Below are 17,890 nucleotides of genomic sequence, written 5' to 3'. Positions count from 1 at the left end.
ACGGGCGCAACCTCGCCGCTGCCTCTTCCCGAAAGCCGAACTCAGGGGATGCGGCCACGCTGCACGCCCGGTTCTCGGCGCAATCGTTATAGTGCGAAAATGATTCGCATGAGCCTGACCAATCGATGAGCGACGACAAAACCCTGCCGCCCGGCGGCGAAAACACCGAAGTCGTCGACCTTCGCCACGCGCTCGAAGAGCGCTACCTCTCCTATGCGCTTTCGACCATCACCCAGCGCGCCCTGCCCGACGCGCGCGATGGGCTGAAACCGGTGCACCGTCGCATCCTGCATGCGATGCGACTGCTCCGGCTCGATCCCGGTGGCGCCTACAAGAAGTCCGCCAAGGTGGTCGGCGACGTGATCGGTAGCTTCCACCCGCACGGCGACCAGTCGATCTACGACGCCATGGTCCGCCTGGCGCAGGATTTTGCCATGCGCTACCCGCTGGTCGACGGCCAGGGGAACTTCGGCAATATCGACGGCGACGGCGCAGCGGCCTACCGCTATACCGAAGCGCGGATGACCGAAGTGGCCTCGCGGCTGCTCGAGGGCATCGGCGAGAATGCGGTCGACTTCAAGCCGACCTATGATGGCGCCACCGAAGAACCCTCGGTGCTTCCTGCGAACTTCCCGAATCTCCTCGCCAACGGCTCGACCGGCATCGCCGTGGGCATGGCGACCTCGATCCCGCCGCACAACGTCGACGAGATCTGCGACGCAGCGCTGCACCTGATCAACAATGGGCGCGACGCCACGACCACTGCCGACCTGATGCACTACATCCCCGGCCCTGACTTCCCGACCGGCGGTATCCTGGTCGAGAGCCAGGCTTCGATTCTCAACTCTTACGAGACCGGCCGTGGGTCGTTCCGCCTGCGGGCCCGCTGGGAACGCGAGGACAAGGGGCGCGGCGTCTACCAGATCGTCGTCACCGAAATCCCCTATGGGGTGCAGAAGTCCAAACTGGTCGAAAAGATCGCCGAGCTGCTGCTCAACAAGAAGCTGCCGCTGCTCAAGGATATCCGCGACGAAAGCGCCGACGACGTGCGGCTGGTGATCGAACCACGCGCCGGCACGGTCGATCCGGCGATCCTGATGGAGCAGTTGTTCAAGCTCAGCGACCTCGAGCAGCGTATCTCGCTCAACATGAACGTCCTCGACCGCGGGATCGTGCCGCGGGTGATGAGCCTCAAGGAGGCGATCGTCGCCTGGCTCGAGCATCGCAAGGACGTGTTGGTGCGCCGCACCAATAACCGCTTGGCCGACATCGCCCGCCGGCTCGAAGTGCTCGACGGCTACATCGTCGCCTACCTCAATCTCGATGAGGTGATCCGCATCATCCGCGAGGAGGATGACGCCAAGGCGTCGCTGATGGCGACGTTCAAGCTCAGCGACGTGCAGGCCGAAGCGATCCTCAATATGCGGCTGCGCTCGTTGCGCAAGCTCGAGGAAATCGAGCTGCGCACCGAACACAAGACGCTCACCGAGGAGCAGGCGCACCTCAACGCCCTCATCGCTTCGGACAAGAAGCAGTGGGGCGAGATCGCCAAGCAGATCGCCGACCTCAAGAAGGCCTACCCCAAGTTCGAGAAAGACGGCGTCACCCGCCACCCGCTCTGGGGCCGCAAGACCGATTTCGCCGAGGCCATCGACATCGACCACGAGGAAGTGGCGACGCAGATGATCGAGCGCGAGCCGATCACGGTAATCCTCTCCGAAAAGGGCTGGATCCGCTCGATGCGTGGCCATACCACCGAAATCGACGAGAAAGGCTTCAAGACCGGCGACCGGCTGAAGCTGTTCATCCACGCCCAGACCACCGACAAGCTGCTGCTGCTCTCCACCGGCGGCAAGGTGTTCACGCTCTCGGGCGATCGGCTGCCGGGCGGCCGCAGCCAGGGCGAACCGGTGCGGCTGATGGTTGATATTGAGGAAGGCCAGGACCTGGTCGATCTGTTCGTCTATCGGCCGGGCCGCAAGCGCGTCATCGCCTCGCGCAAGGGCGACGGCTTCGTCGTCGCCGAGGACGAACTGATTGCCAATACCCGCAAGGGCAAGCAGGTGCTCAACCTGTCGGGCACCGAGGAAGCGCGGCTGATCGCTCCCGTCGAAGGCGACATGCTCGCGGTGATCGGCGAGAACCGCAAGATGGTGGTGTTCCCGCTCGAGCAACTGCCTGAAATGGGCCGCGGCAAAGGCGTGCGGTTGCAGAAGTACAAGGATGGCGGACTGTCGGACCTCAAGACTTTCCCATCCGGCGTCGGCCTTACCTGGACCGACTCTTCAGGGCGCACCTATAGCAAGTCGATGGGTGAGCTGACCGAGTGGGTGGGCGAGCGCGCCACCGCGGGTCGCCAGCCGCCGACCGGCTTCCCAAGAAACAACAAGTTCGTCGGCTAGTCTGCTCGCCGGCCGTCAGTGTGTACGAGTGAGTATTAGGGCGTAGCGACTTGATCGAGACCTTATCCGGCGCGGAGCGGAAGCCCCGCGATTGCGTGGTATTCACCACTCACGTGTGGACGCCCGAAGTGGCCGAGCATTACACGCGGCTGAAGCGCGAGGCCGGTACAGTCCTCGATGTGTTTCTCGCCTACCAGCAGAGTGGCGACGAGGTTCCCGACGACATCCGTGCTGATTTCGTGATCAGCATGGCCGACAGCGCCAAGCACTTCCCGGCCCGGTATGAGGAGTTTCTCGGACGCCCTACGCCCTGGGGCTATGTCGACCTGGTCTGGATGACCGCCTTCTTCGACACCAAGCTCGGCGCCTACGACCGGTTCTGGCTGGTGGAGTACGACGTCGATTATTCCGGCAACTGGGCTGACTTCTTCAAGTCGACGGAAAGCTACGAAGGCGACCTGCTGACGACCCGCATCCACCCGCTGAGCGCCGAGCCGAACTACTTCTTCGCCCCGATCTACCGCCAGCCCGACTATGCGATCGCCGATCCGCTGATCGTGTTCATGCCGATCTCGCGCATATCGCGCCCCTTGCTGCAGCACTATCGCCAAACTCTGCTGCAGCCGGGCTGGCATGGTCATTTCGAAATGCTGCTGCCGTCGATGGCGCGGGCCGATGGGTTCTCGATCGCCGAGATCGGCGGCCATGATGCGCACACGCCCAGCGAACGCTGGGGCCAGCACTACGACGGCACCCATGTGGACATTCACACGATGGGCACCACCCACGCCTATCGGCCGCCGCGGGGTTTCCGCTACTTCGTCCGGGCGCCGCAGCAGTTCCGCCAGAAGAACCGCATCTATCACCCGATCAAGGTGGGGCTGACGCTGCGCCGACGCCTGCATATGCGCTACCTGCCGCAGCTGCAGAAGCTTCGGGCGTTCTCGCGATGGCTCCGCGGCAAATCCTGAGGCGCTACTCGAGCCGCCGCCACCCCAGTGGGCCGCGCTGGACCTCCAGCGGGCGGAACTGGCCCTTGTAGGCCATCTTGGGCGAATCCTTCACCCAATAGCCCAGGTAGACATAAGTCAGCGCCGCGAGCTTCACCTGCTCGATGTGGTCGAGTATCAGCAGGTTCCCCAGTCCGCGCTTGTCGAGCAGCGGATCATAGAAGCTGTAGACCATCGACAACCCGTCGGGCATCACGTCGGTGAGCGCTACCGCGATGAGCGGGCGCTGCGGGTGCGAAGTCAGCCGGTACTCGACCACCACGGTTTGCACCGGGGTATCCTCGACCATGTACTCGTAATCGACAAAGCTCATCTGCGTCATGCCGCCACCGGCATGACGCGCGTCGAGATAGCGCTTGAACAGCGAAAACTGCTCCGCGGTGGCGCGCGGCTGGCAGACCTCGACCGCGATATCGGCATTGGCCTTGCGGATGCGCCGGTAGCGCGCCGACGGCACGAATTCCTGCGCTACGATGCGGACAGACTGACAGGCCGAGCAACCGTCGCAGGCCGGGCGGTAGATCAGGTTCTGGCTGCGGCGAAAGCCGTTATCGCTCAACAGGTGATGGAGCGAGGCGGCCCGGCGACCGGTCAGGTGCGTGAAGAGCTTGCGCTCCTGACGCCCCGGCAGATACGGGCACGGCATGGCCGCAGTCAGGAAGAGCTGGGTGTTCTCGGGCGTCTGATCGGTCATCGTCGTCCTTCGAGCGATGCCCTGAAGATAGACGCGACCCGATGGGCCGGCAATGGCCCATCATGGCTCAGCGCACCGCGATCGGCGCCCCCCCGATCAGCGCAGCTGGATCAGACGGAGTGCATGCCGCCCGAGCGCCAGAAGCGCTGCATCGGCGAACGGCGCAGCATCAGGGTGCCGACCACGAGATCGTGCAGCATCTGCTGGCGCGGCGTGAACAGCGCGATGAGGATCGAGACCGGCCACGAGATCCAGACCGTCACCCAGAACAGGATGGGATGGATGAGGATGCTCCAACCATTGAGCGGCGTGCCGCGCACCGGGGTCAGCACGATATCCATCATCTGCATGCCGACAGTGGCGCGCATCGGCGAGCCGAGTGTCGCGGCATAGTAGCCGAGGATGGCAACCGGGATGATGATCGGCAGGGCCAGCAGGCCCAACCCCAGCGTCACGATGCCGAAGATGCCACCGACCAGCAAAGCGGCGATGGTGATGAAGGTGATGATCACGCAATCGATCAGCCACGCCGCGGCTCGGCGCAGCAACACGCCATCGAACAGTTCCGGCGCGTTGGACGGGTCGGGAAGATGATCGTTCATGGTGTTGCCCTGGTTCATGAGGGGAAAGATGGGGACCATGAGTTCCCACACAAGTGGCGACACGAAAAATCCCCTTCCCAACGGCCGAACGCGACGCCAGTCTGATCAGCCGCCCGTCCTCCTGAGCAAACGATCCTGGGCATCGACATGCTTGATCTGAGCCGTTCTTCCATCGCCATTCCCATCCATCTCAGAGATGTGCGCTACAATGCCGACCACTTCCCGGGCGCCCCCAACCTGCTGGGGGTCGAGGGCGGCGCGAACTGCCAGCAATATGTCTACGCCGTGCTCCGCCATCACGGGTTCGTTCTGCCCGACCTGCGGTCGAAGGAACTGTGGCTAGACAGCGAGTACACCGCGGTGGCTGATCGCCTGGCGCCCTTCGACCTGGTGCTCGTTCACGACAATGCCGACAGTTGGGGCGCGCATGTCGGACTGTGCGTCGGGGCGGACCGAGTGCTGCACCTCTCGAAGACGATCGGTGTCCCCGCGATCGAGACACTCGCAGAATTGCAGCAGCGGGACGCCTACCGACACCTGATCGGCTTCAAGCGTCCGCTGCGCCGTGTGGCTGCCGAAGCGAGCTAGGCGTTGAGCAGCCGGGCCGTTTCGAGGGCGAAATAGGTCAGCACGCCATCGCACCCTGCCCGCTTGAAGGCCACGAGGCTCTCCAGCATGGCGCCCTCGCCGTTGATGGCCCCTGCTTCGGCCGCGAAGCGGATCATCGCGTACTCGCCTGACACCTGGTAGGCGAACAGCGGCACGTCGAAGGCGTCGCTGACGCGCTGCACGATGTCCAGATATGGCAGCCCCGGTTTCACCATCACCATGTCGGCGCCTTCGGCGATGTCCTGCGCCACTTCGCGCATCGCCTCGTCGGAATTGGCATAGTCGAGCTGGTAGGTGCGCTTGTCGCCGACCAGCCGGCTGCCCGAGCCGACCGCTTCGCGGAACGGCCCGTAGTAGACCGAGGCGAACTTGGCCGAATAGGCCATGATGGCGACCTGATCGAAGCCTTCCGCATCGAGCGCGCGGCGAATGGCAGCGACGCGGCCATCCATCATGTCGGAGGGGGCGATGATGTCGGCCCCTGCCCTCGCCTGCATCAAGGCGGCTTTGACCATTGCCTCGACGGTCTCGTCGTTGAGGATCTCGCCGCCGCGCACCAGCCCGTCCTGGCCGTCCGAGGAATACTCGTCGAGCGCCACGTCGGTGATCAACCCGATATCGACACCGGCATCACGAATGGCGCGCACGGCCTGGCCGGTCAGATTGTCCGGGTTCCAGGCCTCGCTGCCGTCGGCGTTGCGACGATCATCCTGGGTATTGGGGAACAGTGCCAGTGCCGGGATGCCCTCGGCGGCTGCAGCCCTGGCCGCTTCGACCACCAGATCCACACTCAAACGCTCGACGCCCGGCAGCGTGCGGATGGCCGTGCGTTCGTTCGTGCCCTCGATGACGAACAGCGGCCAGATCAGATCATGCGGGGTCAGCACGGTTTCGCGCACCATGTCGCGCATCCAGCCGGTACGGCGCAGCCGGCGTTGCCGGCGTCCACCGAGAAAGCTCATGTCGTGCCTGGGCCAGTTCGTCGTCATGGGGCGCTCCGATAAGTCTTCGGGCTTCTATCAGGCGGTGCGCGCTCGCGCCAAGGCTTGCGCTTGTCGCACCATCCCATCCGCGCTATCCACGCCGGATGGATTTCAAGAGCGAACTCGCCGGGCGTTACCTGAGGATCATCGCGATCATCGCGCTGCTGCTCGGCCTCGCCGATGCATCCCGGCTGCTCGGGGTATCCTCGGGGGCCGTAAGCCCGATCGCCCAGCTCGGCCCCACCGGCTTCGCCTTCCTAACCGTGTTCTGCCTCGCCCGGCTGTTCGCTGCGGTGGGCCTGTGGATCCGCGCCAGTTGGGGCGCGGTGCTGCTGGTCGGCGCGACCCTGGTCGAGCTTGCACTCTATCTCGCAGGAGTTCCCGGCGCCGAGATGGGAGCGTTCGGCTTTGCCCTCAGGCTGCTGCTGGTCGGCGGCATAGCGGTGCTGTTCTTCCTCAGCTTCCGGCTGCGCCGCGCGCACGACTGAACCTGAAGCACGTCGCGATCATTCAGGTTCGCTCCGTGCGTTTCAGGTACCTTCTCGCGCATGCCTTTTGTCCCGAAACCGATGCCCACTTTCGGGGGACATGCCGTAGGTAACGGACGATTCAGGTTACAATTTTCTGACCTGCGGTTACCTCTCGTAAAGCCAAATTCCTGAACTTTTTCCGTAAGATAGTTTTAAGTCTACGGCTTAAGGCGATCTTATTTGGGCCCCCGTAGTTTGGGGCCTATGAGACGCGAAGAAATCGCGCAAGACGACAGGACAGTGAGGCAACAATGGCAATCAAATCCAACGCCGCAGAGGCAATGGTTCCGGAAGAAGCCCAGGGGCTGAAGCCGCTCTACCTAGAAGCCGTCAGCCGTGTCGAACGGCTCCACCGCCGGCTGCTCGACCTGATCAAGGACGAGTTCGACCGGATGGGCTGGGACGATATCAACCCCGTCCAGGCGCTGCTGATGTTCAACATCGGCGATGCCGAGATGACCGCAGGTGAGTTGCGCTCGCGTGGCTACTATCTCGGCTCAAACGTCTCGTACAATCTCAAGAAGCTGGTCGAGACCGGGTACATCTTCCAGGAGCGCTCGCGTTCCGATCGCCGCTCGGTCCGTATCCGCCTCACTCCCAAGGGCGAGGAAGTGGCCGAGGTGATCGACGAGCTCTACGATCGTCACCTCAAGTCGATCGAGAAGGTCGGCGGCCTCAACGGCGAAACCTTCGAGGGCCTCAACAAGGCACTCGGCCGCCTGGAGCGTTTCTGGGTCGATCAGATCCTCTACAAGCTCTAAGGCCCCGGCGACGTCGCCGGTCCAACCACTGTGGCATCCTTGCCACAGCAGGTTCAGCAAACGCCGGTCTTAAGCCGGCGTTTCTTATTTATGCCCAGAATGAAGCTATGCATCGCACCAATTGCAGGCTGATCCCTCGTCACTGCAAGTCCCTTGGCTTTGTGCGTTCAAACGGCCGGCAGTTCAAACCTGCTTGACCGCGTTGGAGCCATACCGGGGCCGATGCTATGAGGGACAACCTCTCGGAATGGCGACTTTGGGTGACTTGATGCGGCTGAATCGACGGAACCTCCTGACCTCCATGGCAGCGCTGAGCGCCGGACTTGCGATGCCGGCCATCGTCAGGGCTGAGGAAGACAACTTCTGGGACTCGCTCAACAAGGAAAAGCGGATCAAGAGCGTCGACCAGGAAGGTAACACCGCGACTGCCAAGAGCCTCGTCGATACGATCGAGCCGATCCTCAGCTACGACACCTCGTACAACCTGCAGCTGGCGATCCAGAACTACGAAGCGTTCGTTGCCGCGAATGGCAGCTGGGAAGCGCCGACCCGCGAGACTTTCGGTCTGAAGCTCGGCGAGTCGCGGCGCGCCGCAGCGCTCCTGAAGCGCCGCCTGATGATCAATGGCGACATGCCGCTGGAGAAGCGCGTCAACGACGAATTCGATGCCGGCCTCGATGCTGCGGTCCGCCTGTTCCAGGCGCGCCATGGCCTCGTCATCAACGGCGCGGTCGACGAAGCGACGTTCTACGCCCTGTCGGTGCCGGCCGATTACCGGCTCAACCAGCTCCGGCTCAATGCGCAGCGCATCGAGCAGTGGGCCTCGGCGCTTTCGGACCGCTATGTCGTGGTGAACATTCCTGCCGCCATGGTCGAGGCGGTCGAGGGCGCACAGGTGGTGCAGCGCCACAATTCGGTGGTCGGCAAGGTCGACCGCGCCACACCGATCCTCAACTCCAAGATCTTCCAGGTGAAGTTCAATCCTTACTGGACGGTGCCCAAGAGCATCATCGAGAAGGACATGATCAAGTACATGAACGAGGATCCGGAATACCTGACCAAGTTCCGCATCCGCATCTTCGACGGCAAGGGCAACGAGATTCCGCCGACGGCCATCAACTGGCAGACCACCGAGGCGGTGAAATACACCTTCCGGCAGGACCCGGGCGGCGAGAACTCGATGGGTCACTGCAAGATCGACTTCTACAACAAGTACGATGTCTACATGCACGACACGCCGCAGAAGGCGCTGTTCGGCGAAAATGCCCGGTTCCACTCCTCGGGCTGCATGCGCTGTGAGAACATCGAGGAACTGGTGGCCTGGCTGCTGCGCGACAATGGTGGCGGCTGGACCCCGGAAAGCGTCATGGCCGCCTGGGAACAGGGGATGCGTGAAGACATCAAGCTCGATGTGCAGATCCCGATCCACACCACCTACATCACGGCCTGGGCCAATCGGCAGGGCACGGTGAGCTTCCGCGACGACGTTTATCAGTTCGACGCGCAGGGCATCGTCAGCTTCGGTGAAGGCTGACGCCATGGCCGGTCGCGACGACAAAAGTCCGGCCGGCCGCGTTTTCTTCGAGTTCACCCAGCTCGGCCAGCAGATGCGGGTTGCCGCGATCGACGAGGCGACCGGAACCGAAGTGGTGGTCATTACGCCGCTGACCGCCACCCGCTTTCAGATGCAATCGCTGGCGCTCGCCAAGCTGCGCCGCAAGCTCGGAGCGGACGAGCCACCCCCACCGCCGGGGCCGAAACCGGCCAAGTACGCTTAGTACCTGAGTTCTGCGTAGCTCTGGCCCCACCCGCGGTGTCACACCGGCGAAGGCCGGGGCCCATCCTGAGGTTTCTCGGCGGATCACAGCTCTCCCGTCAACTCTTGATTGAGATCGTTTTGCTCAAGCATGCCCTGGGTGATCCGGTCAGCGCACTTTGCGGATCAGGTGGATCGTCTCGGCATCTCAGGATGGGCCCCGGCCTTCGCCGGGGTGACACCGTGTTGGTGGGACGCTTGGTGGCAGGCGTCCAACCCGCCGTGATGGCGGTCCCTAACCGGTCCCGATTCGTGGCCTCATCCCCTCTCGGCTACTTCCCCACCACATACCTCGCCAGATTCTGCAGCGACGAGCGCAACCCCTTGTCGTGATCCTCCTTGCTGACACCGGGCGGCACGTCTTCGGCGAGGAAGATGACGCGGGTGCCGCCATCGGCGGGTTCGAGATCCCAGACCATCCGCATGATGCCGGCGAAGGCCGGATCGTCGCTCCTGAAGCGCACCAGTTGCACCACCCGCTGGTTGGGGACGAGTTCGGCGAACTCGGATTCCACGATGTCGGTGTCCTCGGTGGTCTTGCCGTGGCCGGGAACGCTGTAATGCAGCGCCATGCGGAAGGCGCCGCCAGGGCGCGGCTCGAACTCCAGCATCTCGCCGGTCATGCCGTCGGGCGGCAGCCAGGTCAGCAGCGCGTTGGGGTCGATGAAGGCCCGGTAGATCGCCGCGGGCGGTGCGTCGATGATCAGCGATGCGGTGTCGATACGCAGGGGTTCGGCCATGGCGTTCTCCTTGCACCAGCAACGCGCGAGAGGCGCCGATGGATCAGTCAGTCGGTTTCGACACCAGTTCGATGAAGGTCTCGCGGATCGCCGGCGGTTCAAGCTGGCGCGCCAGCCAGACATGCATATCGAGGAAATGCCCGGTCAGCGCGAAGGCGTTGCCGACATCCTCGAAGGTCGGATCGGCCGGACCGATCAGGAACTGCGGCAGCCGCAGCAGCCGCGACAGGTAAGGCTCGGCCGCCGCGCGGCTTACCGCCCGTCCAGATTTGGGCGAGACGTGCGTCAGGTCGCGTGTCACGCCGGTGGCGGCGCAGCTCGAGAGGTCGAGACCGAAGCCCAATTCGTCAAGCAGGATCAGCTCGAACCGGGCCACCGAAGCACCGAGCTCCAGCCTCGAACCCGCCTGGTCGAGGATGCGGATGGCGAGGCCAAGCAGCCGATCATGCGGATCGCGCTCCGGCAGCAGGCGCAGGTGCTCGCAGACGATCTGGCTGGCATAGAGTTTGGCCCGATCGGCGATCAGCCCGGCGGCGCGCGCCTCGAGCAGTTCCAGCGTGAAGGTGCCCAGGTGCTCTTCCAACCGCGCCCGCCAGCTCACCTGCACCGAATTGCCGGGCTGCAGCGTCGCGGCAAGTTTCGACGAGCGGCCACCGCGGATCAGCCCGAGATGCCGCCCCCTGCCCTCGACCATCACCTCGGCGATGACGCTCGACTCGCCATGGCGGCGCACGCCGACGATGAGGCCTTCACCGTCCCATTGCATGACGCGTGGCCTGCAGGAGGAAGGCCCCCTCACCCGCCGCTACGCGGCGACCCCTCCCCCCAGGGAGAGGTGAGCGAAGGCACGATCTCGCCCAGCCACCACCTCTCCCTCTGGGGGAGAGGTCGGCCGAAGGCCGGGTGGAGGGGCCTTTTGTCACGCTCACTTCTGGTGCGGGTACTCCAGCCCCATCTCGCGATAGCGCTCGGGGTCATCGCCCCATTTCTCGCGGACCTTGACGAAGATGAACAGGTGCACCGGCACCTCGAAGATCTCCATCAACTCCTTCCGCGCCTCGGCGCCGATGGCCTTGATGGTCTGGCCGCCGGCGCCCAGGACGATCTTCTTGTGGGTGTCGCGGGTGACGTAGATCACCTGGTCGATGCGGTATGAACCATCCTTGTTGATGGTGAACTTCTCGCCTTCGACCGTGGCATTGTAGGGGATTTCGTCGTGGACGCGCAGGAACAGCTTCTCGCGTGTCACCTCGGCGGCGGTAATCTGCAGCGTCAGGTCGGTGAGTTGATCCTCGGGGAAGTGCCAGGGGCCCAGCGGGATGCGCTCCAGCGCCCAGTTGAGGAAGTCCTGCACGCCGCTGCCAGTCAGCGCCGAGATCATGAAGGTCTTGTCGAACTTCAGCCGGGCATTGAGTCCCTCTGCCAGCGCGAACAGCTTCTCGGGCTTGATCAGGTCGACCTTGTTGAGCACCAGCACCTTGGGATGCGGCACTTTGTCGAGGCCCTCGATCAACGCCTCGATCTCCGGCGTTACCCCGCGCTCGGCGTCGACGATGAAGGCGACGAGGTCTGCGTCGCCGGCTCCGGTCCAGGCGGCTTCCACCATGGCGCGGTCGAGCCGGCGCTTCGGCGCGAAGATGCCGGGCGTGTCGATGAAGACGATCTGGCCCTCGCCCTCGGTCACCACGCCGCGAACCATCGAGCGCGTGGTCTGCGCCTTGTGGGTGACGATGGAGACCTTGGTGCCGACCAGCGCATTCAGCAGCGTCGACTTGCCGGCGTTCGGGGCTCCCACGAGCGCGACGAAGCCACAACGGGTGTTCTCGCCCGCTTCAGGCAGCTCGGCAGCCTCGGGCATCTCATTCTTGTCAGTCATATCGTGTCGCGCCAGACCTTCTCTCGGATGAGGAAGGCTTCGGCGGCCTTGTGCTCGGCGAGCTTCTTGGAGGGGCCGGTGGCGGTGATGGCGGGGAAATCGCCAAGCCGCACGGCAATGGTGAATTCCGGCGCATGGTCGGGGCCGGTGCGCTCGATTTCGGCGTAGAGCGGCGGCTCGAGCCCCCTGCCCTGTGCCCATTCCTGCAATGTGGTCTTGGGGTCGGCGCGGACATGGCCGGCATGGTCGAGCTGTTCGCCGAACAGTCGCTCGACGATCTCGTAGGCCTGGCCCAGCCCGCCATCGCAGAAGATGGCGCCGATCACCGCCTCGGCAATGTCGCCGAGAATGGCGTCCTTGTTGGCGCCGCCGGTGCGCGCCTCGCTGTCGCCGAGGTTCATCTCGGAGCCGAGGTCGAGCTGCCGGGCGATCGCCGCGCAGGTTTCCTTGCGCACCAAGGTGTTGAGCGAGCGCGACAACTCGCCCTCGTTGGCCTTGGGCATACGGCGATAGAGCATATCGGCGACGACGAGACCAAGCACGCGGTCGCCGAGGAACTCGAGCCGCTGGTAGGAGCGCTCGATGCGCTTGCCGGGTGAAACGGCGCTGGAATGGGTCAGCGCCCGATCGAGCAGGTCCGGGTCGGCGAACCGATATCCCAGACGCGCCTCGAGCTTTTCGTGCGAGCGCCCCTTCGCCATCAGTTCACGGACTGGAACATCCGGTCCCAACGGACGTTGGCCGGCCATTCCCAGAGCTGCCACGGCGGCAGGTTGTTCTTGATCGAGAAGAACCGCGCCTCGGCCTTGCCGATCAGGTTGTCGAGCGGCACGTAACCGACCTGGCTCAGCACGCGACTGTCGGCGGAGCGGTCTCGGTTGTCGCCCATCATGAAGAAGTGGCCCGCGGGAACGACGTACTCGGCGGTGTTGTCGAGCTGCTCGCTGTCGGAGATTTCCTGGATGGTGTGCTTGACGCCGTTCGGCAGCGTTTCGGTGTAGACGGTCACCGGCACGGTAGTCATGTAGCTGTCGGTATCGGTCGCCGTCCCGGTCTGCTCGCGCTCCACCATGGTGCCGTTGATGAAGAGCCGCCCCTCTTTCATCTGGATGCGGTCGCCCGGCATGCCGATGACGCGCTTGATATAATCCTCGTTGGTGATCTCGTTGCGGAACACCGCAACGTCGCCACGCTTCGGCTCGCTGCCGAAGATGCGGCCGTTGAACGGCAACGCGATCGGGAACGAGTACTTGCCGAAGCCCCAGGTCCACTTGTTGGCGATGAAATAGTCGCCGATCATCAGCGTCTGCTGCATCGAAGCGGTGGGGATCGAGAAGGGCTGGTAGAGGAAAGTGCGAAAGATCAGGGCGATCGCCAGCGCCTCGATGATCACGACGATCGTCTCGAGCAGCTCGTTCTTCTTTTTGCCGGCCTTGGCTTCGGCTTTCGACATGGACTGGCTCATTTCTCGCCTCTACCCCTGGGGGTCAAGTGGTTACGGGAGGGCCGCCGCCTGGTCAATCGGCAGCGCCTCGATAATGACGAATGCCTGGGCCATGCCGCCGTCGTCGGTAATGGTCAGGTGGATATGTGGCTTGTGACCGGCAGGGACAAGCCGCTCCAGCATGCGGGCAGCACCATTGGTCAACTTCATGGTCGGCTTGCCCGAGGGGAGGTTCACGACGCCCATGTCGCGCCAATAAACGCCGAAACTAAGGCCGGTTCCCAGCGCCTTCGAGCAGGCTTCCTTGGCGGCGAAGCGCTTGGCGTAGGAGGCGGCGCGCTGTGCCCGCCGGTCCGACTTCTGCCGCTCGAGCTCAGTGAAGATCCGATGCGTGAAGCGGTCGCCGTAGCGTTCGAGCGTCTTCTCGACCCGCTTGATGTCGCACAGGTCGTTGCCGAGACCGATGATCATGTGAGGCCCCGCTCGCACCGTTCTTCCTTCTCCCCTTGAGGGAGAAGGTGGCGCGCAGCGACGGATGAGGGGTATCGCAACCGCGGGTTGCGCGATCCGAACGGAGTGAGGAGCGACGGCCCCTCACCCGCCCTGCTCCGCAGGGCACCCTCTCCCTCAAGGGGAGAGGGAAGAAAGTGGGGCGCCCCCATCACGAAAGCCCCCTCGACCCCGGCTTGATCGCCGGGATGGCCGCCAGCTCAGGCGGCAGCGCGTCGGCGGGGTAAGCCGGCACCTTGTACTGGACCAGCGAGATCAACGGCACACCGACATCCGCTTCGCCAGCCGAGCGGTCGATCAGGCATGCCGCGGCGACCACGTTGGCGCCGGTCTTCCTGATCGCCTCGATGCACTCGCGGATCGAAATGCCGGTCGAAACGATGTCCTCGACGATGATCACCTTCTCGCCGGGCTGGAGCTCGAAGCCGCGGCGCAGCTCGAACTTGCCCTCGACCCGCTCGGTGTAGATCGCCGGCACGCCCAGGTGCCGCGCCGTCTCGTAGCCGGGAATAATGCCGCCGACGGCGGGGGAAACGATCTGGCTGACGTCGCCATAGCCTTCGGCGCGAATTTTCTCCGCCAGGGCGCGGCAGAGCTTTTCCGCCTTCTGCGGGTGCATGAACACCTTGGCCTTCTGCAGGAAGATCGGCGAGCGCAGGCCCGAGGAGAGGATGAAATGCCCTTCGAGCAGCGCGCCGCTCTCACGGAACAGGTCGAGTACTTGGTCGGTGGTCACGCGGGCTCCTCTTGCCGTTCGGGCGCAGTCCATTCCAGTCGATCGAGCGCCCGGGCCTCGGCGACCGTGGCGCGCTGCACATCCGAGATCCCGGCCGCCAGCTTCAGCGAGTTCAGCACATCGGTGAGCTGGGCGAGGTCGCGGACTTCGATCTGGAAGATGAACCGATGAAAATCGGGCGATTCCATGCGCATCACCAGATTATGGATGTTGGCCTCGCAGGCGGCAATCACCGTGGAGATCTGCGCCAGCGAACCGGGCTTGTTCTGCGCCTGCATCGAGATGACGCACGGGTGGTCGCGATCCTCTCGACCGGCCAGATCCCAGCGTACATCGATCCAGGCGACGTCGCTGTCGTAGAGCTCGGAGAGCGCGTCCGAATGGATCGGATAGATGATGATCGGGGTGTCCGGCGTCATGATGCCGACCAGCCGGTCGCCCGGCACGACTCCCTCCGGCGAGACCTCGACACGCGTGTTGAAATCGAGCTGGGTCAACGCCGCCTTGGCGCGTGGGCCGGAGCGCGGGTTGCCCGGCACGCGGAAGCGGAACTCGTCGGTCGCCTTGAGCGCGAACCAGCCCTCGGCCTTGTCGGGCACCGGCAGGTCGATCTTCTTCCGCCGCCGCTTGATCCCCTTGACCTCCATGACCTGGGTGTCGAGGTCTTCGCCCGTGATCTTGCCTTCGCCGAGCGCGATCAGCAATTCGCGCTTGCCGGGCTGGCCCAGGGCCTCTGCCAGCACCTTGAATTCGCCGTCGTCCAGCCCGCTCCCCTCGCGTTCGAGCAGGATCGAGACCATGTGTTCGCCCAGCGCATAGGCGCGGGCCTGCGCCTGCAGCCGCACGGCGCGGCGGATGGCGGCACGCGCCTTGCCGGTGGCGGCGATGGTCTCCCAGTTCGAGGGCGGCAGGTGGTTCTGGTCGCGGATGATCTCGACTTCGTCGCCCGACCGCAGTTGGGTGACCAGCGGCACGATCTGCCCGTTGATCTTGGCGCCGACACAGGTGTCGCCGATGTCGGTATGCAGCGCATAGGCGAAGTCGATCGGCGTGGCGCCGCGCGGCAGGGCGATCAGCCGGCCGCGCGGGGTGAAGCAGAACACCTGGTCCTGGAACAACTCGAGCTTGGTGTACTCGAGAAAATCCTCGGTCGAGGAACCGGCCGTCAGGTGGCTGATGGTCGAGCGCAGCCAGACAAAGGCCTTGCTCTCGTTCTCGATCTTGTGGATGTCGGTGGCGCCCTCCTTGTAGAGGGCATGCGCGGCAATGCCGAGCTCGGCAATGCGATGCATCTCTTCGGTGCGGATCTGCAGTTCGGCGCGCTGCCGCCCTACCCCGACTATGGTGGTGTGGATCGAACGGTAGTCGTTGTGCTTGGGGACCGAGATATAGTCCTTGAACCGGCCGGGCACGACCTTCCAGTTGGTATGGACGATCCCCAGCGCCCGATAGCAATCTGCCACCGTCGGCACGATCACGCGGAAGCCGATCATGTCGGAGAGCTGTTCCAGGGCAATCTGCTTGCGCTCGATCTTGGTGAAGATCGACCAGGGCGATTTCACCCGCGCCGAAACCAGCGCATCGATGCCGTCACCCTTCAGCTTCTCGCTGAGCTCGGTCTTGATGGTCTTGATGGTGTCGGCGAACTCCGACTTCATCTCGTCGAGGCGGTCGGTGATGGCCTTGTAGTGGTCAGGCTGCAGTACCCGGAACGCCAGATCCTCAAGCTCCTGGCGCATGTCCTGCATACCCATGCGGCCGGCCAGCGGCGCATAGATATCCATGGTCTCGGTGGCGATGCGCTTGCGCTTGTTCTCGGGCATGAAGTCGAGCGTGCGCATGTTGTGCAGGCGGTCGGCGAGCTTGACCAGCAGCACCCGGACATCGGCGGAGATGGCGAGGAGGAGCTTGCGGAGGTTTTCCGCCTGCGCTTCCTCGCGGGTCACCAACTGCAGCCGTTCGATCTTGGTCAGCCCATCGACGATGGCGCCGATCTCCGGCCCGAACAGCTGGTCGATCTCGGCGCGCGTCGCGTCGGTGTCCTCGATGGTGTCGTGCAGCAAAGCCACGGCGATCGAGGCATCATCGAGCTTCAGGTCGGTGAGGATGGCGGCGACTTCGAGCGGGTGGGCGAAATACGGATCGCCCGAGGCGCGCTTCTGCGTGCCGTGCTTCTGCATGGCATAGACGTAGGCCTTGTTGAGCAGTGCCTCGTCGGTATTGGGGTTGTAGGCCTGCACCCGTTCGACGAGTTCGTACTGACGCATCATAGGGTTACCGCACTCTCCTACGCGGCCCCGCCTCGGCGGCTCACGTCTTTCCGGCGCGAGATTGGCCGGACGTCCCACGCCCCTTCCTGACCTCGCTCCAGCGACGATGTAAACAAGAAACGCTTGGGCAAACAAAAAAAGCGCCGGGCGGAAACGCCCGACGCCTCAAGACTATATATGCGAGATCAGCCGCCGATCAATCGCAGCTTAGTCGTCGCGGCGCTCCGGCGGCGCCAGCGATTCGATGCCGCGCAGCAGCTCGTCTTCGCTGATGGTGTCGAAGGTGTCGCTGTCCTCGTCGGCATTGGCGTCGAGCAGCGGCGCGGCGTGCTTTTCGGGCTCATCGACTTCGACGTACTTCTGCAGCGAATGGATCAGGTCCTCGCGCAGGTCTTCGGGGGAAATAGTGCCGTCGCCGATTTCACGCAGCGCCACGACCGGGTTCTTGTCGTTGTCGCGATCGACGGTGATCGACGAGCCGGCCGAGATCATGCGAGCGCGGTGCGCGGACATCAGCACGAGGTCGAACCGGTTCTCAACCTTCTCAATGCAGTCTTCGACGGTGACGCGGGCCACGTACGTCTCCAGGATGTTGTGGGATCAAGCGGCCCTCATACACGAGGTGGCGGGTGGGCACAAGGATTTCGCTCCCGGTACACGACGGCGTGTTTTTACCACAGGGACGTGATGGCTACGCAGTTTTTGTTTCGCATGGCGGAACAACGGGTTGGCCCGCCATGCCGAATCCGGACCGGGTGGCTCCGATTTTATGGGGATTGCAAATTCCCGGGATTAAGCGCGTATTCCGAACTTAGGGAGCGGACCACGCCTTAAATGGGCTACCCTTCGATCCTAGCGGTAAGCCAATGATAGTTTATGCCGGGCAGCCTGAGAGGCCGGCCGCCCC

General features: G+C 63.9%; 19 protein-coding genes. 7 read left to right on the top strand and 12 right to left on the bottom strand.

The genetic code is table 11. The annotated features are described in order from the left end of the window. Window positions 1-125 precede the first annotated feature (125 nt). Together parC and VGV07_RS16465 are read left to right on the top strand one after the other, a co-directional pair. On the top strand, window positions 126-2,402 hold the full coding sequence (parC, locus tag VGV07_RS16470) for a DNA topoisomerase IV subunit A (RefSeq protein WP_326869811.1): 2,277 nt from the start codon (window positions 126-128) through the stop codon (window positions 2,400-2,402). Window positions 2,403-2,452: 50 nt separating this feature from the next. After that, window positions 2,453-3,373 carry a hypothetical protein gene (locus VGV07_RS16465; RefSeq protein ID WP_326869810.1) on the top strand — a complete coding sequence of 307 codons (921 nt, stop codon included), beginning with the start codon at window positions 2,453-2,455 and terminating at the stop codon, window positions 3,371-3,373. A 4-nt stretch (window positions 3,374-3,377) separates the two neighbouring features. On the opposite strand, the gene VGV07_RS16460 is transcribed toward VGV07_RS16465, so the two are convergent. Beyond that, window positions 3,378-4,106: an arginyltransferase gene (locus VGV07_RS16460; RefSeq protein ID WP_326869809.1), complete on the bottom strand. Its 729-nt coding sequence runs from the start codon at window positions 4,104-4,106 to the stop codon at window positions 3,378-3,380. A gap of 110 nt (window positions 4,107-4,216) precedes the next feature. After that, on the bottom strand, window positions 4,217-4,708 hold the full coding sequence (locus VGV07_RS16455) for an RDD family protein (protein WP_326869808.1): 492 nt from the start codon (window positions 4,706-4,708) through the stop codon (window positions 4,217-4,219). 147 nt (window positions 4,709-4,855) lie between these two features. Here VGV07_RS16455 and VGV07_RS16450 point away from each other — a divergent pair, with 147 nt between their 5' ends. Then, the gene (locus VGV07_RS16450; protein ID WP_326869807.1) at window positions 4,856-5,296 is read left to right on the top strand and encodes a hypothetical protein; all 441 of its coding nucleotides are present in this window, start codon (window positions 4,856-4,858) and stop codon (window positions 5,294-5,296) included. Here VGV07_RS16450 and hemB read toward each other — a convergent pair. After that, a complete protein-coding gene (gene hemB / locus VGV07_RS16445) occupies window positions 5,293-6,306 on the bottom strand; it encodes a porphobilinogen synthase (RefSeq protein WP_326869806.1) in 1,014 nt (337 codons plus the stop codon). The genes VGV07_RS16450 and hemB overlap by 4 nt on opposite strands. Before the next feature lie 98 nt (window positions 6,307-6,404). Here hemB and VGV07_RS16440 point away from each other — a divergent pair, with 98 nt between their 5' ends. The 4 genes from VGV07_RS16440 (at window position 6,405) to VGV07_RS16425 (ending at window position 9,369) form a co-directional block, all read left to right on the top strand. After that, window positions 6,405-6,788 (top strand): hypothetical protein, encoded by a 384-nt coding sequence (locus tag VGV07_RS16440; protein ID WP_326869805.1) that lies wholly within the window; start codon window positions 6,405-6,407, stop codon window positions 6,786-6,788. Between the two features lie 293 nt (window positions 6,789-7,081). Continuing rightward, entirely contained in the window at window positions 7,082-7,591 is a 510-nt protein-coding gene (ldtR, locus tag VGV07_RS16435) for a transcriptional regulator LdtR (RefSeq protein WP_055048659.1), read from the top strand. A gap of 268 nt (window positions 7,592-7,859) precedes the next feature. Then, entirely contained in the window at window positions 7,860-9,125 is a 1,266-nt protein-coding gene (locus VGV07_RS16430; RefSeq protein WP_326869804.1) for a L,D-transpeptidase family protein, read from the top strand. 4 nt (window positions 9,126-9,129) lie between these two features. Next, the gene (locus VGV07_RS16425; protein WP_326869803.1) at window positions 9,130-9,369 is read left to right on the top strand and encodes a DUF6898 family protein; all 240 of its coding nucleotides are present in this window, start codon (window positions 9,130-9,132) and stop codon (window positions 9,367-9,369) included. A gap of 310 nt (window positions 9,370-9,679) precedes the next feature. On the opposite strand, the gene VGV07_RS16420 is transcribed toward VGV07_RS16425, so the two are convergent. From VGV07_RS16420 to rpoZ, 9 genes are all read right to left on the bottom strand, one after another. Then, window positions 9,680-10,147, bottom strand: coding sequence for an SRPBCC family protein (locus tag VGV07_RS16420; protein ID WP_326869802.1), 468 nt, complete (start codon window positions 10,145-10,147; stop codon window positions 9,680-9,682). A gap of 43 nt (window positions 10,148-10,190) precedes the next feature. Further along, complete coding sequence (gene recO / locus VGV07_RS16415; protein ID WP_326869801.1) at window positions 10,191-10,913, bottom strand: DNA repair protein RecO; 723 nt, start codon at window positions 10,911-10,913, stop codon at window positions 10,191-10,193. 159 nt (window positions 10,914-11,072) lie between these two features. Beyond that, window positions 11,073-12,023: a GTPase Era gene (era, locus tag VGV07_RS16410; protein ID WP_326869800.1), complete on the bottom strand. Its 951-nt coding sequence runs from the start codon at window positions 12,021-12,023 to the stop codon at window positions 11,073-11,075. Continuing rightward, complete coding sequence (gene rnc / locus VGV07_RS16405; protein ID WP_414649969.1) at window positions 12,020-12,772, bottom strand: ribonuclease III; 753 nt, start codon at window positions 12,770-12,772, stop codon at window positions 12,020-12,022. The genes era and rnc overlap by 4 nt, the downstream gene beginning before the upstream one ends. Beyond that, window positions 12,724-13,488, bottom strand: coding sequence for a signal peptidase I (gene lepB, locus VGV07_RS16400; protein ID WP_326869798.1), 765 nt, complete (start codon window positions 13,486-13,488; stop codon window positions 12,724-12,726). Before lepB ends, rnc begins: the two co-directional genes overlap by 49 nt. A 30-nt stretch (window positions 13,489-13,518) precedes the next feature. After that, window positions 13,519-13,938, bottom strand: coding sequence for a holo-ACP synthase (gene acpS / locus VGV07_RS16395; RefSeq protein WP_326869797.1), 420 nt, complete (start codon window positions 13,936-13,938; stop codon window positions 13,519-13,521). Window positions 13,939-14,128: 190 nt separating this feature from the next. Next, window positions 14,129-14,713, bottom strand: a complete 585-nt coding sequence (pyrE, locus tag VGV07_RS16390) for an orotate phosphoribosyltransferase (RefSeq protein WP_326869796.1) — start codon at window positions 14,711-14,713, stop codon at window positions 14,129-14,131. Beyond that, a complete protein-coding gene (locus VGV07_RS16385) occupies window positions 14,710-16,983 on the bottom strand; it encodes a bifunctional (p)ppGpp synthetase/guanosine-3',5'-bis(diphosphate) 3'-pyrophosphohydrolase (protein WP_326869795.1) in 2,274 nt (757 codons plus the stop codon). Before VGV07_RS16385 ends, pyrE begins: the two co-directional genes overlap by 4 nt. A gap of 207 nt (window positions 16,984-17,190) precedes the next feature. Further along, entirely contained in the window at window positions 17,191-17,559 is a 369-nt protein-coding gene (gene rpoZ, locus VGV07_RS16380; protein ID WP_055878973.1) for a DNA-directed RNA polymerase subunit omega, read from the bottom strand. Between the last annotated feature and the right edge of the window lie 331 nt (window positions 17,560-17,890).

It is taken from the genome of Devosia sp. (assembly GCF_035944845.1).
In the GTDB taxonomy this organism is placed as follows: Bacteria; Pseudomonadota; Alphaproteobacteria; order Rhizobiales; family Devosiaceae; genus Devosia_A.
The sequence above is the reverse complement of the archived record's forward strand: the minus strand, read 5'-3'. Positions and strand labels throughout refer to the sequence as shown.